At 64.2% G+C, this 22526-nt stretch carries 17 protein-coding genes; 11 read left to right on the top strand and 6 right to left on the bottom strand.

Going from position 1 to position 22526, the window contains the following annotated elements:
• The first annotated feature begins 1 nt into the window (after nucleotide 1).
• The 9 genes from ACODTO_RS04930 (at nucleotide 2) to tagQ (ending at nucleotide 13964) form a co-directional block, all read left to right on the top strand.
• Entirely contained in the window at nucleotides 2–1306 is a 1305-nt protein-coding gene (locus ACODTO_RS04930; protein WP_175364129.1) for a DotU family type VI secretion system protein, read from the top strand.
• Complete coding sequence (gene tssM, locus ACODTO_RS04925) at nucleotides 1303–4803, top strand: type VI secretion system membrane subunit TssM (protein WP_464709966.1); 3501 nt, start codon at nucleotides 1303–1305, stop codon at nucleotides 4801–4803. The genes ACODTO_RS04930 and tssM overlap by 4 nt, the downstream gene beginning before the upstream one ends.
• Entirely contained in the window at nucleotides 4800–5453 is a 654-nt protein-coding gene (gene tagF / locus ACODTO_RS04920; protein WP_139641205.1) for a type VI secretion system-associated protein TagF, read from the top strand. Before tssM ends, tagF begins: the two co-directional genes overlap by 4 nt.
• A complete protein-coding gene (locus tag ACODTO_RS04915; RefSeq protein WP_139641203.1) occupies nucleotides 5454–6185 on the top strand; it encodes a PP2C family protein-serine/threonine phosphatase in 732 nt (243 codons plus the stop codon).
• Nucleotides 6182–9295, top strand: a complete 3114-nt coding sequence (locus ACODTO_RS04910; protein WP_489106043.1) for a serine/threonine-protein kinase — start codon at nucleotides 6182–6184, stop codon at nucleotides 9293–9295. The genes ACODTO_RS04915 and ACODTO_RS04910 overlap by 4 nt, the downstream gene beginning before the upstream one ends.
• Nucleotides 9295–10011, top strand: a complete 717-nt coding sequence (locus ACODTO_RS04905; protein WP_489106058.1) for an ABC transporter ATP-binding protein — start codon at nucleotides 9295–9297, stop codon at nucleotides 10009–10011. Before ACODTO_RS04910 ends, ACODTO_RS04905 begins: the two co-directional genes overlap by 1 nt.
• Nucleotides 10011–11207, top strand: coding sequence for an ABC transporter permease (locus ACODTO_RS04900; protein ID WP_489106042.1), 1197 nt, complete (start codon nucleotides 10011–10013; stop codon nucleotides 11205–11207). Before ACODTO_RS04905 ends, ACODTO_RS04900 begins: the two co-directional genes overlap by 1 nt.
• Complete coding sequence (locus tag ACODTO_RS04895) at nucleotides 11200–12945, top strand: formylglycine-generating enzyme family protein (RefSeq protein WP_489106041.1); 1746 nt, start codon at nucleotides 11200–11202, stop codon at nucleotides 12943–12945. Before ACODTO_RS04900 ends, ACODTO_RS04895 begins: the two co-directional genes overlap by 8 nt.
• Nucleotides 12946–13028: 83 nt before the next feature.
• Nucleotides 13029–13964 (top strand): type VI secretion system-associated lipoprotein TagQ, encoded by a 936-nt coding sequence (tagQ, locus tag ACODTO_RS04890; protein ID WP_489106040.1) that lies wholly within the window; start codon nucleotides 13029–13031, stop codon nucleotides 13962–13964.
• A gap of 603 nt (nucleotides 13965–14567) precedes the next feature.
• Here the strand turns inward: tagQ and ACODTO_RS04885 are convergent.
• Nucleotides 14568–14936 carry a DUF6124 family protein gene (locus tag ACODTO_RS04885; protein ID WP_489106039.1) on the bottom strand — a complete coding sequence of 123 codons (369 nt, stop codon included), beginning with the start codon at nucleotides 14934–14936 and terminating at the stop codon, nucleotides 14568–14570.
• A 460-nt stretch (nucleotides 14937–15396) separates the two neighbouring features.
• Between ACODTO_RS04885 and ACODTO_RS04880 the strand changes: the two genes are divergently transcribed.
• Both ACODTO_RS04880 and ACODTO_RS04875 read left to right on the top strand, forming a co-directional pair.
• Nucleotides 15397–15876, top strand: coding sequence for a hypothetical protein (locus tag ACODTO_RS04880; protein ID WP_464709962.1), 480 nt, complete (start codon nucleotides 15397–15399; stop codon nucleotides 15874–15876).
• A gap of 278 nt (nucleotides 15877–16154) precedes the next feature.
• On the top strand, nucleotides 16155–16532 hold the full coding sequence (locus ACODTO_RS04875) for a helicase (RefSeq protein ID WP_464709961.1): 378 nt from the start codon (nucleotides 16155–16157) through the stop codon (nucleotides 16530–16532).
• A 176-nt stretch (nucleotides 16533–16708) separates the two neighbouring features.
• Here the strand turns inward: ACODTO_RS04875 and ACODTO_RS04870 are convergent, their stop codons facing one another.
• From ACODTO_RS04870 to exbD, 5 genes are all read right to left on the bottom strand, one after another.
• Nucleotides 16709–18106, bottom strand: coding sequence for an aminoacyl-tRNA deacylase and HDOD domain-containing protein (locus ACODTO_RS04870; protein ID WP_139641188.1), 1398 nt, complete (start codon nucleotides 18104–18106; stop codon nucleotides 16709–16711).
• Between the two features lie 79 nt (nucleotides 18107–18185).
• Nucleotides 18186–20261: an ATP-dependent DNA helicase RecG gene (gene recG / locus ACODTO_RS04865; RefSeq protein ID WP_175364170.1), complete on the bottom strand. Its 2076-nt coding sequence runs from the start codon at nucleotides 20259–20261 to the stop codon at nucleotides 18186–18188.
• Between the two features lie 9 nt (nucleotides 20262–20270).
• Entirely contained in the window at nucleotides 20271–21191 is a 921-nt protein-coding gene (locus ACODTO_RS04860; protein ID WP_041024076.1) for a hydrogen peroxide-inducible genes activator, read from the bottom strand.
• 151 nt (nucleotides 21192–21342) lie between these two features.
• On the bottom strand, nucleotides 21343–22101 hold the full coding sequence (locus ACODTO_RS04855) for an energy transducer TonB (RefSeq protein WP_139641184.1): 759 nt from the start codon (nucleotides 22099–22101) through the stop codon (nucleotides 21343–21345).
• Nucleotides 22098–22526, bottom strand: a complete 429-nt coding sequence (gene exbD, locus ACODTO_RS04850; protein WP_041024074.1) for a TonB system transport protein ExbD — start codon at nucleotides 22524–22526, stop codon at nucleotides 22098–22100. Before exbD ends, ACODTO_RS04855 begins: the two co-directional genes overlap by 4 nt.

The following is a 22526-nucleotide window of genomic DNA, read 5'->3' as shown; positions in this document are numbered from 1 at the left end:
GATGAGCAACGACGATCGTACCCAGTTCATGCCAACGCCCGGTGGCCGTGGCGCGGATCCGTTCCGCCCGGATGCCGGACGCCCGCAGCCAGCACCCGCGCCGCTGTCGATGCCGGCCGCGCCGGTCCTGACTGGCAAGGCCCAGGGCCTCAATCCGCTGGAAAGCGCCGCCGGCCCGCTGCTGGCCCTGCTGACGCGCTTGCGCAATACCATTGCGCATCCGGCACCGGCCAGCCTGCGCGCACAACTGCTGGCGTACCTGCGCCAGTTCGAGGAACGCGCCGAGGCTGCCGGCGTGGTGCGCAACGACGTGCTGCTGGCCCGCTACGCCCTGTGCACTGCGTTGGATGAAGCGGTGTTGAGCACGCCGTGGGGCGGCACCAGCGATTGGGGCAAGCAGAGCCTGTTGATCACCGTGCACAACGAAGCCTGGGGTGGCGAGAAGGTGTTCCAGCTGCTGGAGCATTGCCTGCAAAGTCCACGGGAACGCTTGTACCTGCTGGAGCTGTTGTACCTGTGCATGTGCCTCGGTTTCGAGGGGCGTTACCGGGTGATGAACGACGGTCGCAGCCAACTCGAAGCGTTGCGCGAACGCACCAGTGCGGTGATCCGCAGTGCCCGTGGCGACTACGAACGCGAGTTGTCGCCACACTGGCGCGGCGTCACCGTGGCCCGCGACCGCCTGGCGCAATTCATGCCGCCGTGGATCGCCGTGGCCATCGGCGCGGCCTTGCTGCTGGCGCTGTTGTTCGGCCTGCGCATGAAACTCGCCTCCGATGCCGAACCGGTGTTCAAGAACATTCATTTCCTCGGCGAGATCCCGGTGCAGACCATCGACCGCCCCGTGGTGCAGCCGAAAGTGATCGAGCGACCCCGCCTGGCCGGTTTCCTGGCCGATGAAATCAGGGCTGGCCGCATCGCTGTGGAAGACGCCGTCGACCGTTCGGTGGTGACCATCCGTGGCGACGAACTGTTCGCCTCGGGCAGCGCCAGCATCAAGGACGATTTCGAGCCGTTGATGCTGCGCATTGCCGAGGCGGTGCGCAAGGTCAAGGGCCAGGTCCTGGTGACCGGCCACAGCGACAACCGTCCGATTGCCACGTTGCGTTTCCCGTCCAACTGGGCGCTGTCCGAAGCGCGGGCGCAGTCGGTGCTGCAGATTCTGTCGGCCAAGACCGGCCAGCCCGAGCGCTTCAGCGCCGAAGGCCGCAGCGACACCGAACCACTGGCGTCCAACGCCACCACGGAAGGGCGTGCACGCAACCGTCGGGTTGAAATCACCGTATTGGCGGAGGGAGTCGAGTGAAGGCGTTTTTCAGTTTCATGATCCGCTGGGTCATCCCGTTGCTGGGGCTGATTGCCCTGAGCCTGATCATCTGGTTCGTCGGCCCGCTGCTGGACTGGCTGGTGCCCGAAGGCCGGCGCTGGGCATTGATCATCCTGGTGTTCGCGGTGTGGATCGCCTACCGCGTGTTCCGCATCATCCAGGCCCGTCGCCAGGCCGCCGAAGTCATGCGCAGCCTGGCCGAGCAGACGCCACCCGACCCCACCAGCATCGCCACCGCCGAAGAGCTCGAAACCCTGCGCCAACGCATGGACGAAGCCCTGGCACTCTTGAAAAAGGCCAAGCTGGGCGGTGACGAGCGCCGTAACCTCTACGAGCTGCCGTGGTACGTGATCATTGGCCCGCCGGGTTCGGGCAAGACCACCGCGTTGGTTAACTCCGGGCTGCATTTCCCGTTGGCTGCCCAGTTGGGCGCTGGCGCGGTGCGTGGCGTCGGTGGTACCCGTAATTGCGATTGGTGGTTCACCGATCAAGCCGTGCTACTCGACACCGCCGGGCGCTACACCACCCAGGACAGCGACGCGGCCATCGACAAGGCCGCCTGGCTGGGCTTCCTGGGCCTGCTGAAAAAACAGCGGGCCCGGCGTCCGATTGACGGTGCGTTCATCGCCATCAGCCTGTCCGACCTGCTGCTGGGCAGCGACGCCGAGCGCGCCGCCCATGCCGCGGCGATTCGCCTGCGCATCCAGGAGTTGTACACCCAGTTGGGCGTGCGCTTCCCGGTCTACCTGATGCTGACCAAGCTCGATCTGGTGCCCGGGTTCATGGAGTATTTCGACACCCTGAGCAAGGAAGAGCGCGCCCAGGTCTGGGGCATGACCTTCGCCCTCGACGACGGCAAGAGCAACGACAGTCCGCTGGCGCACCTGCAAAGCGAATTCGTCGGTCTGGAGCAACGCCTAAACGATCGTCTGGTAGAACGCCTGCAACAGGAACGCGACCCGGCGCGGCGTGATCTGATCTACGGTTTCCCGCAGCAGTTCGGCGCGTTGAAGGATTGCCTGCAAAGCTTCCTCGAAGGCGTGTTCAAGCCCAACGCCTTCGAAGAGCGCGTACTGCTGCGCGGTGTGTATTTCACCAGCGGCACCCAGGAAGGCAGCCCGATCGACCGACTGATCGGTTCCATGGCCCAGAGCATGAACCTGGACCGCCAGCATCTGGCACGCCAGACCGGCACCGGGCGCAGCTACTTCATCGAAAAACTCTTTACCGCTGTGGCCTTCGCCGAGCGTGGGCTGGTGGGCGTCGATCCGAAGGTCGAGCGTCGGCGCAAATGGATCGCCCGGGGCGTACTGGCCTCCACCGTGGTGGTGGTGTTAGTGGTCGGCAGTTTGTGGTGGGTCAGTTATCGCGCCAACCAGGCGTACATCGCCCAGGTCGACCAGAAGGTCGCGCCACTGGGCCAGACCGTGCAGAACCTCAGCCCGGCACAGCGCGATGTGCTCGCGGTGCTGCCGTTGCTCAACGCCGTGAAACACCTAGCGGGGGATGCGCCGGACTGGGCCGAGGGCCTGGGCCTGTACCAGGGCGACATGCTGGAAGCCGAGTCCGGCAGCGTCTATCGCAAGTTGCTGATTGCGGTGTTCGCGCCGCGCCTGCTGACGCGCATCGAAGAGCAACTGCACAGCGGCGGCAATTCGGACTTCCTCTACGAAGGCTTGAAGGCCTACCTGATGCTCGCCGACAACGAGCATTACGACGCCGACTTCATCAAGGCCTGGATCGCCCTGGACTGGGATCGCAGCCTGCCCCGTGACTTGCCGGCCGAACAGCGGGTGGCCCTGAGCGAGCATTTGCAAGCGCTGTTCGAACGTCATCCGCCTACCGCACGGCTGGACCCACGGCTGATCGAAGACCTGCGTCGCCAATTGCAACAGCTGCCCGTGGCCCAGCGTGTCTACGACCGGATCAAACGGCAGAAGCTGCCCGAAGGCATCCCGGACTTCCGCATCAACGAAGCCGCCGGGCGTGACGCCGCGCTGGTGTTCAGTCGCAAGAGCGGCAAGCCGTTGGGCGAGCCGCTGAGCGGGTTCTTCACCGTCAAGGGTTACCGCCAGGGCTTCTTGCTCACCAGCCTGAGCCAGACCGGCACCCTGGCTGAAGAGCAATGGGTGCTGGGGCACGAAGAGGCCGATCAGCAGAACGTTGCCAGCCTGGCCGCCGATGTGCGCCGGCTGTACTTCCAGGACTATCAGCGCCAGTGGGACGCCTTGCTCGCCGACATCGATTTCGTGCCGATCACCAGCGTGGCCCAGGCCGCCGATGTACTGCGGGTGATTTCCGGGCCGACCTCGCCATTGAAAAAACTGTTGGTGGCGGTGGCGAAGGAAACTGACCTGCAACAGGACGAACGCCTGCTGGCCGCCCAGGGCGCGCCAGTGGAAGGCGGCGTGGACAAGCTCAAGGAACGTCTGGGCAATCTGCTCGGCCAGGAGCAGGCGACGCAAAGCGCGCCGCAGGCCAGCGATGATCCGATCACGGCGCACTTTGCCGAGCTCAACAGCATCGTCAGCAAAAACGACGGTGAACCGGCCGCCATCGATGGCCTGCTGGCCGACATGAACGCGCTGTATGTTCAGGTCAGTGCCATGGTCGGGGCCAGCGGCGACGCCTTGCTCGGCGAGGCCAAGAACCAGGCCGCGGCGGCCGCCACCCGGGTCAGCCTCAACGCCGAACGGCAGCCGCCGTTGGTGCAGGGGCTGGTCAAGTCAGTGGTCAACTCCACCACCAACAGCATGATGGGCGGGGTGCGCAATCAACTGAACGCCGCCTGGACCAGCGAAGTGGTGAACATCTACCGGCAGTCCCTGGCCGGGCGCTATCCGATGTCGCCAGGCAGTGCGCGGGACGCAACCCTCGATGACTTCGGCCAGTTCTTCGGCGTCGGCGGGGTGATGGACAACTACTTCCGCAAGTACCTGCAACCCTACGTCGACACCTCCACGCCGACCTGGCGTTGGCAGCCGGGCGCGGCGCAGAAGCTCGGCATCGCCCCTGGCGTGCTGCAGACCTTCCAGCGCGCGGCGGCCATTCGCGATGCGTTCTTCCGTTCCGGCGGCACCCAGCCGATGGTGCGTTTCGAACTCAAGCCGGTGGCGATGGACTCGACCATCACCCAGTTCCTGCTCGATCTCGACGGCCAGCAGTTGAGCTACGACCACGGGCCGAGTCGCCCGACTGCCATGCAGTGGCCTAATCCGGGCAGCATTGGCGTGGTGCGGATCTCGGTCATGCCGCCGTCTTCCAGCGGGCGCTCCGGCATCACCCTGGACGGGCCATGGGCCTGGTTCCGGTTGCTGGAGCAGTCGGACCTGACCGCCGGCAACTCGCCGGACCGCTTCAACCTGCGGCTGCGGGTCGATAACGCCAGCGCTTCCTACGAGCTGCGGGCCAACAGTGCCTTCAACCCGTTCAAGAGCCGCGTGCTCAGCGGCTTCAGCCTGCCGGAGCGGCTATGAGTACAGCGGGTTTCTATGGAAAGTTGGCCAGCCGCGGGGACTTTGTCAGCCGTGGCTTGCCCCAGAGCTTTATCGGTCCGTGGGACTCGTGGTTGGCGGCGGGTTTGCTTGCCAGCCAGACCAGCCTCGGCGAGCGTTGGCTGGATGCTTATCTGGTCAGCCCGCTGTGGCGCTTCATGGTCGCCCCCGGCGTGTGTGGGCCGGACGCTGCGGTTGGGGTGGTGATGCCGAGCATCGACCGGGTCGGGCGCTATTTTCCGCTGACTGTCGCGGTGTTGCTGGAGCCCGATGCGGACCCGGCATCGGTGGTCGGCGGTGCGGACGGGTGGTTCGAGCGGGTGGAGAACCTGTTGCTGAGCACATTGAGCGTAGAGGCCACGTTCGAAGCCTTCGGCGCGGAACTGGAAAACCTCGGCAGTCCGATGTTTCTGCCACGGGTGCCCAGCAGCCGGTTTGCCAGCCTGCATCGCTTCGATGCCACCGACCCGCAGCGGCGCATGAGCGCCCTGGCCGAGTCGGCCTGCGAAGGGGCGAGCCTGTGGTGGGGCCAGGGTTCGGAGCGCATCGCGCCCGGTTTGATGCGCTGCCAGGGCCTGCCGGCCGCCGCTGACTTTGCGCAATTTTTGCTCGGCCAAGAAGGTGTTGTGTAGATGCGTCCAAGTGCTGGGAAAGCCTGCAAGTCTGCAAGCAAAAGCCATGTCGGCATGGTCCGTCAGGTCAACGAAGATGCGTGTCTGGACCTGCCGGAAAACGGTCTGTGGGTGGTCGCCGATGGCATGGGCGGGCACGCGGCGGGCGACTACGTCAGCAGCCTGATCGTCGACAGCCTGCGCAACATTGCCGTGGGCCGTTCGTTGGACGAATACGTCGCGGCGCTGCAAAGCGACCTGCAGCGGGTCAACGCCGCCGTGCGTGAAGAAACCGCCAACCGTGGCGTGACCATGATGGGCAGCACCGTGGTGGTACTCGCCACCCGTGACCTGCGCGGCATGTGCCTGTGGGCCGGCGACAGCCGCTTGTACCGCCTGCGCGACGGCGTGCTGGAAGGCATCTCCCGGGATCACAGCTACGTCCAGGACCTGCAGGACAGCGGCCTGCTCAGCGAAGCCGAAGCCCGAGTGCATCCACGGGCCAACATCGTCACCCGCGCCATCGGTGTCGAGGCGCAGTTGAACGTGGCGATGACCGAGCTGTTGCTGGTGCCGGGCGACAGCTACCTGCTGTGCAGCGACGGGCTGACCAAGACCGTTGAAGATGAAGAAATCCGCGAAGTGCTGAGCCACGACGAACCGGGCGAAATCGCCAGCAGCCTGGTCTCCCTGGGCCTGATGCGCGGTGCCCCGGACAACATCACCGTGGTGGTTGTGAAGGTGCCGTCATGAACCCCGTTTCGAATATCCAGATCCCCGGCTACGACATCGACGGCGAGATTGGCGAAGGCGCGATGGCCAGCGTGTACCTGGCGACCCAGCGCTCCCTGGAGCGCAAGGTGGCGCTCAAGGTCATGGCGGCCGCCCTGGCTGCCGACCCGACGTTCTGCGAGCGCTTCCTGCGCGAAGGCAAGACTCTGGCGCGCCTGTCGCACCCGCACACCGTCACCATCCATGACATCGGCAATGTCGGTGAGCTGTATTACATGGCGATGGAATACCTGCCCAACGGCACGCTCAAGGAGCGCATCGCCGCTGGCCTGTCGCCGGAGCAGGGCCTGATCTACATTCGCCAGATCGCCTCGGCCCTGGGCTACGCCCATGGGCTGGGCCTGGTGCACCGTGACGTCAAGCCAGCGAACATCCTGTTCCGCGCCGATGGCACGGCGGTGCTCTCGGACTTCGGCATCGCCAAGTCCCTGGACGACCGCACTCAATTCACCCAGGCCGGTTTCGCGGTAGGTACGCCCAGCTACATGAGCCCGGAACAGGCCCGTGGCCAGGACATCGACGGCCGCGCCGACCTGTACGCCCTGGGGGTGGTGCTCTACGAAATTCTTGTCGGCAAGCTGCCGTATACCGGCAACGATGCGCTGTCCACGGCCCTGGCCCACCTGACCGAACCGCTGCCGGAGCTACCGGTGCACCACGGCCGTTACCAGGACGTGCTGCGCAAGCTGTTGGCGAAGGACCCGGCGGAACGCTTCCCGGATGCGGCGGCGCTGTTGCGGGCCCTGGATAACCTGCCCGCGGATTCGGCTGAGGCGACCCTGATCCGACCATTGCCGCTGCCCATGCCGCCGCAATCGAGTCGCGATGACCTGGCGGGATTGACGCCGATGTCCATCGACATCCCGAGCGGCCCTGCGCAGCCCCAATCACAACCGGCGCCACAACCGAAACCAACCGCGCCACCGGTCAGCCCGCCCCAGCGACCTACCGCTGCGCAGCCACGCAAGACCCCGGTGTTTGCCCTGGCCGCTGTCGCGGTGGCCGTGGCGTTGGCATTGGGTGGCGCGGGGTATTGGTGGTTGTCCGGTGACAGCGGCAAAACCAGCAAGCAGTCCGTGGCATCCACGGCCTCGTCCAGCAAGCCGCCGGTCAAAGCGCCTGAGACACCTCCGGTGAAGAGCCCCGACGCGCCACCGGTCAAGCCGCCCGTGGCCCCGCCGGTCAATCCTCCCGTGGCGACGGAAGCCGATGGCGGCCAGCGTCCGTTGTTGATGGCTGGCAAGAAAACCCTGTTCCAGCGAGTGCTGAGCAAACCGGGGGCGAAACTTGCCGCCGAACCGGGCGCCGCGCCGGGCAAGGAGCTGCCGGCGTTCTCGGTGCTGTACGTGTATCAGCGCAAGGACGTCAATGGCGGCGAGTGGATGCGGGTCGGCGCCGCCACGGACGGACGCAGCGACGGCTGGTTGCCGGCTGCCCAGGTCAGCGACTGGAAACAGAGCCTGGTGCTCAAGTTCACCGAACGTTCCGGCCGGGCGCCGGTGATGTTCCTGCGTCAGCCTGGTGAAGTGGAAAAGCTGCTGGCCAACCCGTCGAACGCCAAGAACGTGCTGCTCAAGGCCCAGCAGAACCGCGAGGATAACCAGCAAGTGCTGGCCCTGGAGCCGGCCGCCAGCGCCGTGCCGCAGAACCAGTTCTACCTGTTGCCGATTTTCGACTCTCGCGAGAGCTTTGACGAGAATGGCCAGCCGGTGCAGTTGCTCAACGTGGCCTCCATCGACCCTGGCAACACCCCTCGGGCAGCGTCCAACAACACGCCGATCCTGACCGCCAATGCCGATGCGTTCCGCACGGCTGTGGTCCTGGTGGTGGACACCACCGTGTCCATGCAGCCCTACATCGATCAGGTGCGCGACGTGGTCCATGAGCTGCAGACCCGCATCGCCGAGCGCGGCGAGCTGGACAGCGTCAGCTTCGGCTTGGTGGGGTTCCGCAACAGCACCAAGAAAACCCCGGGCCTGGAATACGTCGCCAAGACCCTGATCACCCTGGAGCAGGGCCGTGACCCGCAACGCTTCCTCGACCTTGCACGGCAGGTCAAGGCGTCAACGGTGTCGAGCCATTCGTTCAACGAGGATGCGTTTGCCGGGGTCATGGAAGCGGTCGAGAACATGGACTGGTCCGGTTATGGTGGGCGCCTGATCCTGCTCGTTACCGACGCCGGTGCCTTGCGCAAGAACGATCCCTTTTCCACCACGCAGATGAACGAAGCCGAAGTGCGTCAGGCGGCCCTGGGCAAGCAGATCAAGATCTATGCCCTGCACCTGCTCAGCGACGCCGGCAAGAAAACCCACGCCGGTGCCCAGAGCCAATACCGCACCCTGACCGCCGATGCGAACCCGCAGATCGGCGACCTGTACATTCCCGTCGCGGGCGCAGATGTGCGCAAGCTGGGCGAGCGGGTGGACGAGATCGGCACGGTATTCGCCGACCTGGTGCACCAGGTACGCAGCAACAAGGAGCAGGCAGTTCCGCAGTTGGGCGCCGCGCCGAGCCTGGCCGACAAATCGGCGGCGGTCGGCTATGCCATGCACATGGATTTCCTCGGCCACAAGGCCGCCAGCCAGGCACCGCAACTGGTCAGCGCCTGGACCGCCGACCGCGACCTGACCAACCCGGCGCTGCCGGCGTTCCAGGTCTGCGTGATGCTGACCAAGCTGCAGCTCAACGACCTGCAACAGTCGCTGAAACTGATCGTCGACGCGGCCCGCAAGACCCAGAGTTCGCCCAAGGATTTCTTCCAGGAAATCGCCAGCGCCAGTGCCTACATGAGCCGCGACCCTTCCGCCTTGCGCAAGGGCGGCAACCTGGCCGACGGCGGCATCCTGGGCGAGTACCTGGAAGGGCTGCCGTACCGCAGCAAGTCGCTGAACATGACCCAGGACCTGTGGCTGTCCTTGAGCGTGGCCGAGCAGGAAGACTTCATCGACGAGCTGGACTCGAAAATCCGCCTCTACGAAACCTTCCACAACGACCTCGCCAACTGGGTGCGCTTCGGCGACGCCGAGCCGGGCGATGCCCTGTACCGTGTTCCATTGTCGACCTTGCCATGATGCTGAGCCTGAGCGCAGTGCACAAAAGCCGGGGCACCGGCAGCCAACGCTACAGCCTGGTGATTCCACGGCTGCAACTGCGTGCCGGTGAGCAATTGGCGCTGGTCGGCCCCAGCGGCTGCGGCAAGAGCACCTTGCTGGATATGCTGGCGTTGGTGCTTGCACCGGATCAGGCCGGGCAGTTCGACTTTGCCCCTTCCAATACCACGCTGGACATCGCCCGGCTGTGGCGCGGCGCCGAGCAAAGTGAGCTGGCGCAGCTGCGCAGTCGGCACCTGGGCTATGTGCTGCAAACCGGCGGTTTACTCGGGTTCCTGACGGTGCGTGGCAACATCGAGTTGTCGCGCAAACTGCTGGGCTTGAAGGATGACGGCAGCGTGACGCGCCTGGCCGGGCAACTGGATATTGCCGATCAATTGGACAAGAAACCGGCGGACCTGTCCGTCGGCCAGCGCCAGCGGGTCAGTTGTGCCCGGGCCCTGGCCCACGGGCCACGGCTGCTGCTGGCGGATGAGCCGACGGCGGCCCTCGACCCGTTGAACGCCGAGCGGGTCATGCAGTTGCTGGTGACCCAGGCCCGCGACAGCGGTGTGTGCTGCGTGGTTGCCACCCACGATGAAGCCCTGGCCCGCGCCAGCGGCTTGCAGGTGCGGCGCATCAGTTGCCGCCGCGACGTCAACGGCGGTGTCACCGCCACCCTTGGGGAGGCTTGCTGATGCGCAGCGCGCTGGTGGCTTCCCTGGCCTGGCAAGACTATCGCAACGACGCCTGGCTGTCGGCCTGCTCGGTGCTGGCCTTGGTGGCGGTGGTGGCGCCTCTGCTGGTGCTGTTCGGGCTGAAATTCGGTCTGGTCAGCAGCCTGACCGAGCGCCTGCAGAGCGACCCGGCCACCCGGGAAATCATTCCTCTGGGTGGTGGTCGCTTCAGCGCCGAGTTCATCGAGCAGTTGGGCCAGCGCAGCGATGTGTCATTCGCCCTTCCGCGCACCCGGCAGATCGCCGCAACGGCGGACCTGAACAACGCGACGGCGGCCGTCACCGTCGAGATGATCCCCACCGCCGCCAACGACCCGCTGCTCGAACATCTGCCGTTGCCCCAAGGACTGGACGAGGTCGTGCTCAGCCAGACCGCTGCCGAAAAGCTCGGCGTCAAGGCCGGCGATTGGTTGCAGGCCAGTTTCGGTCGGCAGGTGGCCGGTCGCAGTGAGGCGCAGCGGACCCGGGTCCGGGTGCTGTACGTGTTGCCGCTGGAAGCCTTCTCCCGTGATGGGTTGTTCGCGCCGCTGGCCTTGCTGGAAGCGGCTGAGGATTACCGCGACGGGCGTGCCGTGCCCGCGTTCGGCTGGCCGGGCGAGGCGGTGGGGGTGGCCGGGCAGCGTGTCTATCCGGCGTTTCGCTTGTACGCCCGCAGCCTCGGCGATGTGGAGCCGCTGCGGCAGTATTTCGCGGCGCAGAATCTGTTGGTGTCGACTCAGACCCAGACCATCGCACAAGTGCAATCGTTGAGCCGCAACCTGTCGATCGTGTTCTGGATCATCGCCGGGCTGGCGTTGGCGGGGGCGTTCGCGGCGATTTTTGCCGGGGCGCTGGCAGCGGTCGAACGCAAGCGGCGGGAGCTGTCGGTGCTGCGCCTGCTGGGGGTGTCCACCGCCGCGCTGTTGCTGTTCGTGGTGTTGCAGGCGCTGTACAGCGCCGGCCTTGCAGCTGTGCTGAGCGTCGGGCTGTACGGCTTGGCGCAGTCGGGGCTGAATCATTTATTTGCGCAGATGCCAGGTGAGTACGCCAGCCATCTGCTGCTGCGTCACTACACCCTGGCCCTGGTGGCCGTGCTCGGCGTCAGCGCCGTGGCGGCGGCCTGTGGCGGCTGGCGGGTGGCACGCATCCAGGCTTCTGAAGGAATTCGCGATGTATAAGTTATTGGGCGCCGCCGTGGCGCTGAGCCTGGCCAGTCTGGCCGCTCTGAGCAACCTGGCAAGCGCCGATGAAGGCAGCGACAAGCTGGACAATCCCAAGCCGTTACCCGATGACGTCAGCCTGCCGCTGCCGTGTGACGGACAGATGGTGTTCCGCTACGTCTACATCCTCGCCCAGGGCACCCTGGACGACCGCGAGATCAGCCTGGGCTACCCGTTCAGCGAGGGCGAGGCCGGTTATCAACAGTCGTTCATTTCCGGCTATCGACGCGACTTCATCAACGGCCAGTTCACCCTCAAGGACCTGCCCAAGGACTGGAACAAGACCATCACGCCGTTGATGCCCAAGACCGACGCACAGACGCCGCTCAAGCCGATGCTGTATTTCATCGGCAAATACGAAGTTACGGCGCGTCAGTACGCCCAGGTCATGGCCCAGGCGCAGTCCCTGGCCAGCGGCGAACCCGCACCGGCTTGCGAAGCCTTGCAAGCCGAGCTGCCCCAGGGCATGGCCGGGCGCTTGCCCAAGGTGAAACTGTCGAAGTTCGAGGCTGAGCGTTTCTCGGCGGTGTACAGCGCCTGGCTGATGAAATACCACAAGGACCTGCTGCCGGTGAGCGGTCGCGGCACCTCCGCCGAAGACGGCGGGCTGGGCTTCGTGCGCCTGCCCACCGAAGTCGAGTGGGAATTCGCCGCCCGTGGCGGACAGGCCGTCAGCCGCCAGGACCTGGAAGGGCGCCTGTTCCCACGGCGCCTGGAGGGCAGTGAAAGCGACGGGCCCTTGGCCGATTGGGCGGTGTTCAACCAAGTGGCCGGCGGCACGGGCCAGGCCGCACGACTGATGCCTATCGGCACCAAGTTGCCAAACCCCGTTGGCTTGTTCGACGTGATCGGCAACGCGGCCGAGATGGTTCAGGAATCCTTCCAGCTGGTGCATTCCGGACGACGTCAGGGCGCCTACGGTGGTTTCGTGGTCAAGGGCGGTAACTACCTGGAAGGCGAGGGCACGCTGTTCACCGGCATGCGTCGCGAATACCCCTTGTTCGCTGCCGACGGCACCGAGCAGAGCAACGAAACCACCGGCTTCCGGGTGGCCGTCGGCGCGTTGTCGGCACCACGTTCACGCTACAAGGAACTGTTAGCCCAATGGCAGAAAGAAGGCCGCCTCGCGTCCCTGACCGATGCCATCGACGACGCCCAGGATCCGACCAAACGCCTGGACAGCATCATCGCCGCCAGCGTCGACCCGCGCCTGCAAGCCGAACTGGGACTGGTCAACGAAGAGCTCAAGCGCAACGTCTCGCTCATCGCCCAGCAGCGCGAGGAAGCGGCCGGCAACCTGATCCAGTCGGCGGCCCTGGTGGCCGAGACCGTCAACAACTACAACATCCGCCTGACCAATCTGCAACGCAGTTACCAGACGGCGGTGGACGCCAAGGACGATGCCAGCGCGCAACTGTTTGCCACGGCCATCGACAACGGCCGCAGCGCGCTGGATGGCGCGGTGGCGATCTATATCGACAACCTGGCGACCGGCACGCGCTACACCGATGCCGTGATCCAGGCGCAGTTTCAACGCATCAAGGAGGAGATGGAGCGCAAGCCGGTGCTGGGCAAGAGCCTGGTGGCGCGCGCGACCTTATTCGTTCGTCATGTCGGGGATTATCGTCAACAAAAACGAGCCGACCCGGCGGCGATATTGAAGGAATTGCTGGCAACGAGCGCCCTGCGGTCTTGAGCGCTCAGTGTTAGCAAGCTTGGAGGGAACCCAGGCGGCGTCGGCCGTGCTGGGTTGGTCAAAACTTAAAAGAGAACACAACTATGCTTTTCTCCCGTAAACCTTTTGCTTCGGTTTCCAAGCGTCACTTGCTGATGGTCGCTGTCGGTTTCAGCACCGTACTGACCGGTTGCGCGACGTCGCCGACATCCAAGGTCGCGTCGAGCACCAAGGTCGAGTACTACCCTAACTGCTACGAGCCCGTGCAGCACCTGCGCGCCACCGAAGGCAACATGACCCAGTCGGTCGTCACCGGTGCCGCCGTCGGTGCCGTCGGTGGTGCGCTGCTGGGTGCCCTGACCGCCGACAAGGAAGACCGTGGCCGCAACGCCGCCATCGGTGCCGCGGGCGGCGCCCTGGCCGGTGGTGCAGTGGGTTACTACAACGAGCGCCAGAAGCAGATCGCCGATGACAACCAGCGCATCGCCTCCTACGCCGCCGACGTCAACAAGCGTGTGGGCGACATCGACCGCAGCACCGCCTACGCCAAGGCTTCGCAGCAGTGCTACCAGAGCGCGTTCACCAAACTGGTCGCCGACCGCAAGGCCAAGACCGTCAACGACACCGAAGGCCGCAAGCGCCTGGCGGAAATCGTCGCCGGCCTGAAAGAGTCCAACGACCTGATCGTCGCGGTCAACGGCAAAGCCTCCGAAGACCTGAACAACTACACCCAGGCCTACGAGAAAGACCTGCAGCAAGTGGGCGTACAGCGCACTGACGTGGTCACCGTGGCAACCGCCGAAACCACCCCAGTCGTAGTGCCGACCACCAAGACCAAGAAAGCCGTGAAACCGGCGAAAAAGCCTGTGCTGCCAACCGTGCCGAAAGAAGCGGTCACCACCGAGAAAACCCTGCAGACCGCCAAGGCCAAGCAGGATGAAAGCAAGCAGGTCGCCAGCGCTGGCAATACTCAAGTCAACAGCATGTGCAAAAACCCGGACCTGGGCGACTGGGCACCGGTTCCTTGCCCGAATGTTTGATTGAGTGATTGCTGCTGATCATTTGATCACTGCATAAACCCTGTGGGAGCGAGCCTGCTCGCGATGGCGTCGGTTCAGTTGGCTTCAATGTCGACTGGTCCCCCGTCATCGCGAGCGGGCTCGCTCCCACAGTTGTTTTGTGTTGGCCGCAAAATTTGCGTTATCCCCCGATTCCCTTGTGGGAGCGAGCCTGCTCGCGATGGCGGTCTTGCGTCGAGTACATATCCATTGCTGCGGTAACGGCCACTTAGGGTTCCGCCCTTACGGCGGCTCACTTTTTTTCAGACGCCAAAAAAAGTAAGCAAAAAAGGCTTGGCCCCACCACTCGGCACCTCGCCTAGGCTCGGCATGCCCTCACTCCGGCATTGCTCCGTGGGCCCGCCGCGAAGGGCCATCCATGGCCCAGCGCGGCTAACCCGGCATCCATGCCGGGTTGCCCACTACGCAATGCCTGCGTTCGGCCGTCGTGGTTAATGGGGCCTGAAGATCAAAAGCAAAGCAAAGCAAAAGCAAGGCGGCCTTATAGCCGACCTGTCACTTTCGGCTGTGGAGTTGAACCTGTGGGAGCAAAGCTTGCTCGCGATGGCGCCAGTCCTGCCGAGATTACCCCGCCGCCGTCTCCTGCGCTTCCAGACGATCCAGCGCCCGTTCCACCAACAACTGAACCCCATCGGCCATGCGACTGATCGCCAGGGCAATGCAACGGCGTGAGTTGTCGACGTCATCGGCCAGGTCGGCGGCGATGGTGCTGATCGATTGCAGGTCTTCGGAGGCATTGGCCAGCAGCGTTTCGGTGTCGATGTGGGGGGCGACGATGAAGAGCTGGTGCTTGTCGGCTTCAGGCGGGGAGGGTGGGGGGTTGAGGTAGTAGTCGAGGGCGCGGGTGGCGGCGTCTTCGTGTTTTTTGGCTTCGAGGGTTTCGACGCGGGATTTGTGGCCGCTTTGCGGCGGGTTAGGTGACGGCTTGACCATATTTATGTACCAGAGTTGGAGTTGCCATCCTTTCGCTTGCATTCGAAGAGGTGGCAACTGTGCGTAGGTGTGCAAGACCGGTCCGGTACCGCCGGCAGACCCGAAGGCCTCCCACGCACAATCGCCATAACGGACGCGAGCATAAAAAAATGCTCGGTCAATAGCCATAACCAATTGCGTACCAAACCGGACTTGCACGTCCGTGTCACCGTTTTTTGCGATGACGAACAAAGGTTAGCGGCGCACCAGCGCCCTGCCTAGTTCATGAACAGCCCGACGTTTTGAAGGAAATATCCGAGGGGTTGGCAGGGACAAGAAATCAAAAGATCGCAGCCTCCGGCAGCTCCTACAGAAACCGATGTAGGAGCTGCCGGGGGCTGCGATCTTTTAGGCATCTTTCGCGAAAACCAGAGATGGCGACCTGTCAGTTACTACAGGTGACACCCATCTGCATTGATTGTTGAATGACAGTCATGCGTCAAAAGAAGCGTATTTGCAGGAAAGGGCGCTGGTTTCGCACATTGGCACTTTACAAGGACACACGGAAAAAATGGCCATCAAGCATTCGATCCACGTTGCAGCCTTGTTTCTAGCGTTTTCCATGCAGTCCACGAACGCCGAGACGGCGACAGCCATCGTGCCAACCCCCGAGCCCGCCACCCAGGGCGCGGTGCCTGAAGCGGCCGTTCCGGCTTCGGGCGCAGCTGCTGTAGCCACCACCACGGCGCAGGTCTGGAATAGAAGTAAGGTCTCCATCGTGGTCAGCCAGAAAGGTCTGTCTCAGAAAGTCGAGCCTACGCAGAGTTATAACAGCGAAAGTTATCCTGAGGTTCCTATCAATATCCTGCTCCCGGATAACAGCCCTACCCCTATCAAATACATCACCGTGACGGGCCAGAAAGGGGCTTGTACGGTGCCGGTCTGCATTTTTGTTCAATGAGCCGGCCGCCCACTTTCGATCTGTTCAACGTTCCGGCCCCGGGAGCCGGACCGGTTCGCGGTGAGGGAGCAAGTCCCTCGCTCAGGCTGGCTAACGCATTCAGCCAGGCGCCTTGGACAGAATGGATCGAAAAAGAGATCTTTCGGCGCTATGCCGTGACTTAGCAGTCATCTTTCATGAAAAGCTATTCATCTCTCGCCAACGTGATTCGATGATGGCGTTGTGCCGAAGAATCGCTAAACTGCCAGCCATTCATCTTTTCTGACGAGGCTGTGCCCATGAAATTTCGTTTTCTGCTGTGGATGCTGGGGTTCTTGATGGGCAAGGCCAGCCGGACCAATCCAGCGTTCCAGCAGCAGTTGGGCGACAAGGAGCTGGTGTTCCAGCTGCAAACCCTGGACGGCAAGGTCGCCCGGCATTTCACCGTGAAAAATCAGCGCATCACCAGCCACTCTGGCACTTACCCCACCCCGGCCTTCGCCATCGCCTTCAAGGACGCCGCCTATGGCTTCGCCACCATGCAGGCCAAGAACAAGCAGCTGGCGTTCATGAACGGGATTCAGGACAAGTCGATCCAGATCAAGGGCAGCCCGGCGCTGGTGATCTGGTTTCAGGGGCTGATGCGGTATCTGAAGCCGAGGAAGACGAAAGCCTAGTGACTGCTTTTGTGGCGAGGGGATTTATCCCCGTTGGGCTGCAAAGCAGCCCCAACAAGGTTGGATGCAATCAGCCTGACACACCCGGCATACAGATTTTAGGGCTGCTACGCAGCCCAGCGGGGATAAATCCCCTCGCCACAAAGGCTCGGTGACGCAGTGATCCGGTGTGCTCTTCAGCTATGGAACTGCGAAGCCAACTCCCGCAACAACACTTCAGCTTCCAGCACTTTGCTGACCACGTCGTTAGCCTTCTCCCGCGTCAAGCCCACACGTTCGAGCAGTGCATCGGGAATCTCTTCGTCCGGGCCTGAGCCGACGCTACGGGCCCGCAGCAGGCGCACGGCCAGGCAGACCAGGTTCGGGTAGGCGGCATAGTCGCCGTCGTAGTGCGGGTCGTGCTGGAAGCGCAGGGCGGTGGCCAGCTCGTCGGGCATGTCCCAGTAACGCATCAGCCAGGCGCCGATCTGTTCGCGGCTGATGCCCAGCAGGTGCTGTTCCACGTAGCTGTGGCACAGGTGCGGGTTGACCTCCAGGTGGCGGCAGATCAACGAGAAGTGTGGTGGGAACACGTGGGCCAGCAGCAAGTAGCCGAAATTGTGCAGCAGGCCGGACAGGTACGTCAGGCCGCCTTCCGGGCGCTGGGCGCGGGGCATGGCGCGGGTCAGGCCTTCGATGACGGCGGCGGTGTAGATCGACTGGTGCCAGTACGGCGTGGCGTGTTGCGGGTGGTCCTTGGGCAGGCTCAGGGTCTTGCCCAGGGCCAGGCCCAGCGCCAGGTTGATCACCAGGTCGAAACCCAGCACCCGGACGATGGCGTCTTCCACCGAGCGGATCTTGCCCGGCGAGGCGTAGTACGGCGACGCGGCCCAGCTCACCACCTGCGCGGCCAGGGCCGGGTCGGTTTCGACGACACCGGTGATGTCATCGATGGTGGCGTCGGGGTCGACCCGCAGCTTGATGATTTTTTGCGCGGTTTCCGCCAGTGGCGGGATCTCGATGGTTTCTTCCAGCCGTTGCTGGATCCGGCGCGCGGTAAAGGCCTGTACAGCCTGGGTGATTTCCGCGCGGTCGTCGTGCGGGCGATCCAGGTTGGGGGTGATATTGCTCACGGGCTCGCCGAATGTCGCGGCGCTGGACTTGGTGAGCATGCTCTTGAAGGCTTCGCTGGTGACTTCCAGCAGCACCCCCGGCTCGCCCGAATGGATCAGCAGCTTCGGTTCGCGCAGCAGGCTCTCTTCGTACAGGCACGGCGAGCTGGTCAGTGCCGGCAGGCCGGGCAGCAGGCTCAGGCTATGTTTGCCGAGCATGCGCTCCAGGCGTTCGGTCGGTACCGCCGTGAGTTTACGACCGGTGAGTTCGGCCAGGCGGTTGAGGTCCAGCAGCTGGCTTTGTGGAAACAGCACCATGAGTGCGCCGACGGCATCGTGTAGCAGAACCGCCTGCACCTTGCGGGCGGGGTTCAGGCTCGGTCGTTCGATTACTTCGTCAAAGCCGATGCCTAATTTCTCGAGCAACTGCCGAATCACTGACGGAGCGTGCGGAATTTCGGGGACGAGGGCAGCTTCAGTCATGGTCTGTATCCGTTTTCCTACAAGTCGAGCAGTATAACCAGCTTGCCGTGGCAGATGCGCCCGGAAACTGCGAGCGTGCTCACACTTGGCCGTATTGCTGCCCGTGGCGCAGCCAGCGGTCCAGCAGTGGGCTGACATGGTCGGGCCAGCGTTCCAGCAGAGCCTGGGCGGCGTCGCGTACTGCAGGGAGCAGATCGGCGTCGCGCATCAGGTCGGCTACCTTGAATTGAAGCAGACCGGTCTGGCGCGTGCCGAGCATTTCACCGGGGCCGCGCAATTCGAGGTCTTTTTCGGCAATGACGAAGCCGTCGTTGGTTTCACGCATGATGCCCAGGCGCTGGCGGCCGATCTGCGACAGTGGCGGGTGATAGAGCAGCACGCAATGGCTGGCGGCGCTGCCCCGGCCCACCCGGCCACGAAGCTGGTGCAGTTGCGCGAGGCCCAGGCGCTCGGGGTTTTCGATAATCATCAGGCTGGCGTTGGGCACGTCCACACCGACTTCGATCACCGTGGTAGCGACCAGCAATTGCAGGGCACCGGCCTTGAACTCGGCCATGACGGCGGCTTTTTCGGCGGGTTTCATGCGGCCGTGGATCAGCCCGACTTTCAACTCACCGAGGGCGGCGGTGAGGTCTTCGTATGTGGTTTCGGCGGCCTGACAGGTCAGCTCTTCGGATTCCTCGATCAACGTACAGACCCAGTAGGCTTGCCGCCCCTCGGCACAGGCGCTGCGCACCCGTTCGATCACCTCGACCCGCCGGGTGTCGGTGACCAGCACGGTGTTGACCGGGGTGCGCCCGGGTGGCAGTTCGTCGAGGATCGAGGTGTCGAGGTCGGCGTAGGCGCTCATGGCCAGGGTCCGCGGAATCGGCGTGGCGGTCATGATCAACTGATGCGGGCACATGCGCCCGCCCACGCCTTTCTGGCGCAGGGCCAAGCGTTGCTGCACGCCGAAACGGTGCTGTTCGTCGATGATCACCAGGGCCAGGTTCTTGAACTGCACTTCGTCCTGGAACAGCGCATGGGTGCCCACCACCATCGGTGCGCCTTCGGCGATCTGCGCCAGGGCGGCGGTGCGGTTCTTGCCCTTGAGCTTGCCGGCCAGCCAGGCGACTTCGATGCCCAAGGGTTCGAGCCAGCGCTGGAAGGTAATGAAATGCTGTTCCGCCAGAATCTCGGTGGGCGCCATCAGCGCCACCTGGTAACCGGCCTCCAGGGCCTGGAGCGCGGCGAGGGCGGCGACCACGGTCTTGCCGGCGCCCACGTCGCCCTGGATCAGCCGCAGCATTGGCTCGGGTTGGCTCAGGTCGTAGGCGATTTCGTTGCCGACCCGTTGCTGGGCTCCGGTTGGCGTGAAGCCCAGGTTGGCCAGGTAGCGCGCTGGCAAGTCCCGAGCCTTGGGCATCGCCGGGGCGCGCAGCGAACGCAGGCTTTCGCGCAGGCGTTGTTGCGACAGTTGGTGGGTCAGCAGCTCTTCGAAGGCCAGCCGGTGCTGGGCCCAGTGGTGCCCGAGGGCCAGTTCCTCGACATCGGCATCGGCTGGCGGGTGATGCAGGTAACGGATCGCGTCGGCCAGTGGCGCCAGTTGATAGTCCCGGGCCAGTTCCTTGGGCAGCCAGTCGGGCAGGCTGCTGGGGCCCAGCAGGGTCAGGGTCTGCTGGCAGAGCTGGCGCAGGCGCTGTTGGGTCAGGCCTTCGGTGAGCGGGTAGACCGGGGTCAGGGTTTCGTCCACCGGCGGCGGTTCGTCGCCGGTGATGGCGCGGTATTCCGGGTGATAGATCTCCAGCCCCGACGCACCGGGCCGCGCCTCGCCATAGCAACGCACGCGGGTGCCCCGCTTGAGGCCTTCCTTCTGCGCATTGCTGAAGTGATAGAAGCGCAGGCTGAGCCCGCCGGTGCCGTCCTGCAGGCGCACCACCAGGCTGCGACGGCGGCCCATGACCACGTCGGCGCCACTGACGGTGCCTTCGATCACTGCATCCTGCCCCGGCCGCAAATGACCAATGGGCACCACGCGGGTGCGGTCCTGGTAACGCAGCGGCAGGTGGAACAACACGTCCTGGAGGTTTTCCAGACCGACCTTGGCCAATTTCTCGGCCATGGCTTCACCGACACCCTTGAGGGTCGTGACCGGTACTTTGGACAGCTCAGTCATGGTCGAGGGTTACTTGGCCGAAGGCGGCTTGGCCACGGAACACAGGCGGATCGAGTCAGCGAGGATCTCGATGGCCTTGGGCCGCGGGAAGCTGGCGCGCCAGGCAATGGCAACGGTGCGGAACGGCACGGGCGCCGTCATCGGGCGGACTTCGATCACCCCGGGGGCGTAGTGGTGGCTGTCCACCGCCGACAGCGGCAGGATCGAAATACCCAGACCCGACGCGACCATGTGACGGATGGTTTCCAGGGAGCTGGATTCCACCGTGGTGTGCTTGGCGCCTTCGCTGCCCTTGGTCAGGGTCGGGCAGGCTTCGAGCACCTGGTCGCGGAAACAGTGACCCTCGCCGAGCAGCAGCAGGCTCTTGTCGTTGAGCAGGCCGGCGTCGATGGTCTTTTTCTGAGTCCAGGGATGCTGGGCCGGCATCAACACGTAGAACGGCTCGTCATAGAGCGGCAGGGTCAGCACGTCGGCTTCGTTGAAGGGCAGGGCGATGATGATCGCGTCCAGCTCGCCGTTGCGCAGCTTGTCCCGCAGCACATGGGTGAAGTTTTCTTCGATGTACAACGGCATCTGCGGGGCGACCCGGTGCAGTTGTGGGATCAGGTGCGGGAACAGGTACGGGCCGACGGTGTAGATGGCGCCGACTTTCAACGGAGCGGTCAGCTGGTTCTTGCCGGCCTGGGCCAGCTCGCGGATGCCCTGGGCCTGCTCAAGCACTTTCTGCGCCTGGGCCACGATGCCTTCGCCCACCGGCGTCAGGCGCACGGCGCTCTTGCTGCGCTCGAAAATCAGCACGCCGAGTTCATCTTCCAGCTTTTTCACACCCACCGACAGCGTCGGCTGGCTGACATGGCAACGCTCGGCCGCATGGCCAAAGTGCTGCTCTTGGGCGAGGGTCACGATGTAGCGTAATTCTGTGAGGGTCATGGCGAGCGTCCGTGAAGTTGCGAGCCAAGCATACCGGCTGCAATCGATAGACGCACGTTATCAGACTGCGGGTGCGGTGTGACACTGTCCAATGTCGTCTGTCTGTGCCGATCGTTCCCACGCGGAGCGTGGGAACGATCGAAGCAGGGGGTCAGCGCCGACGCTTGTCGATGGAGTACACGAACGGCGCGACGATTTCGACAGAGCCGTTGGTCAGCATGTCGGCCGGTGGCTTGGGCAGTGGCTGGGCGTCGCGGATCATGTCCAGGGTGGCCTTGTCCAGGGACTCCGTGCCGGCGCTGTCCACCAGTTTGAACGACAGGACGTTACCTTGAGCATCCACCACGAAGCGCAGGCGGTTGGTGCCTTCCTTGTTCATCTGCCGAGCCCTGAGCGGGTACTTCTTGTACTTGGCCAGGTGCGCCAGCAGCGTGCCTTGCCAGTTGGCCTTGGCCGCCATTTGCGCCGGCGACGGGCCAGGGGCCGGTTGCGCGGACTTTTCGCTCGGGGCCTGGGTCGGCGGGGTGTCGCTCGGCTTCTTATCCGACGGCTCTTCCTTCGGCGGCTCCGGCTTTTTCTCTTCCACAGGCTTGGGCTTGGGCGGTTGAGGCTTCGGCTTGGGCTTGACCGGCTTGGGCACGGAGATCTCCGGCTTCGGCGCTTCGGCGAGTTTCGGCAGCGGCAGCTCTTCAACCGGTTCCGGCGGCCGCGGCGGCGTGACGACCTTCGGCGGCGCGGGCGGTGGCGGGGCCGGCATTGGCGCCAGCTCGACCATCATGGCCTGGGGCGGCAATTCGATGGGCGGGCGCGACGTCCAGTTCAGCGCCAGCGCAATGGCGAGCGCATGCACGCCCAACACCACCGCCAGACTAGCCCCGTAACGCGTCAGCTTTTGGCGCGTCGTGATCATTTCTTCGGCGCCGTCTCGAGTCCGACCAGGCCGACCTTCAAGTAGCCGGCGCCGCGCAGGGCGTCCATCACACTCATCAGGTCGCCGTAGTCCACGCCTTTATCGGCCTGGAAGAAGATCGTCGTGTCCTTCTTGCCCTGGGTCTTGGCGTCGAGGGTGGCACCGAGGGTTTCGGTCTTGACCTCGTCCTCGCCCAGGAACAGGCGCTGGTCGGCCTTGACGCTGAGGAACACCGGTTTCTCCGGACGCGGCGATGGCTTGGCCGTCGACGCCGGGAGATCAACCTTGATGTCCACGGTCGCCAGCGGGGCGGCCACCATGAAGATGATCAACAGCACCAGCATCACGTCGATGAACGGCGTGACGTTGATTTCGTGGTTCTCGGCCAGATCGTCGTCTGCGCCTTCCTTCAAATGCAGGCCCAT

The organism is Pseudomonas sp. FG13 (genome assembly GCF_057809755.1).
This window is presented reverse-complemented; position numbering and strand designations above follow the sequence as displayed.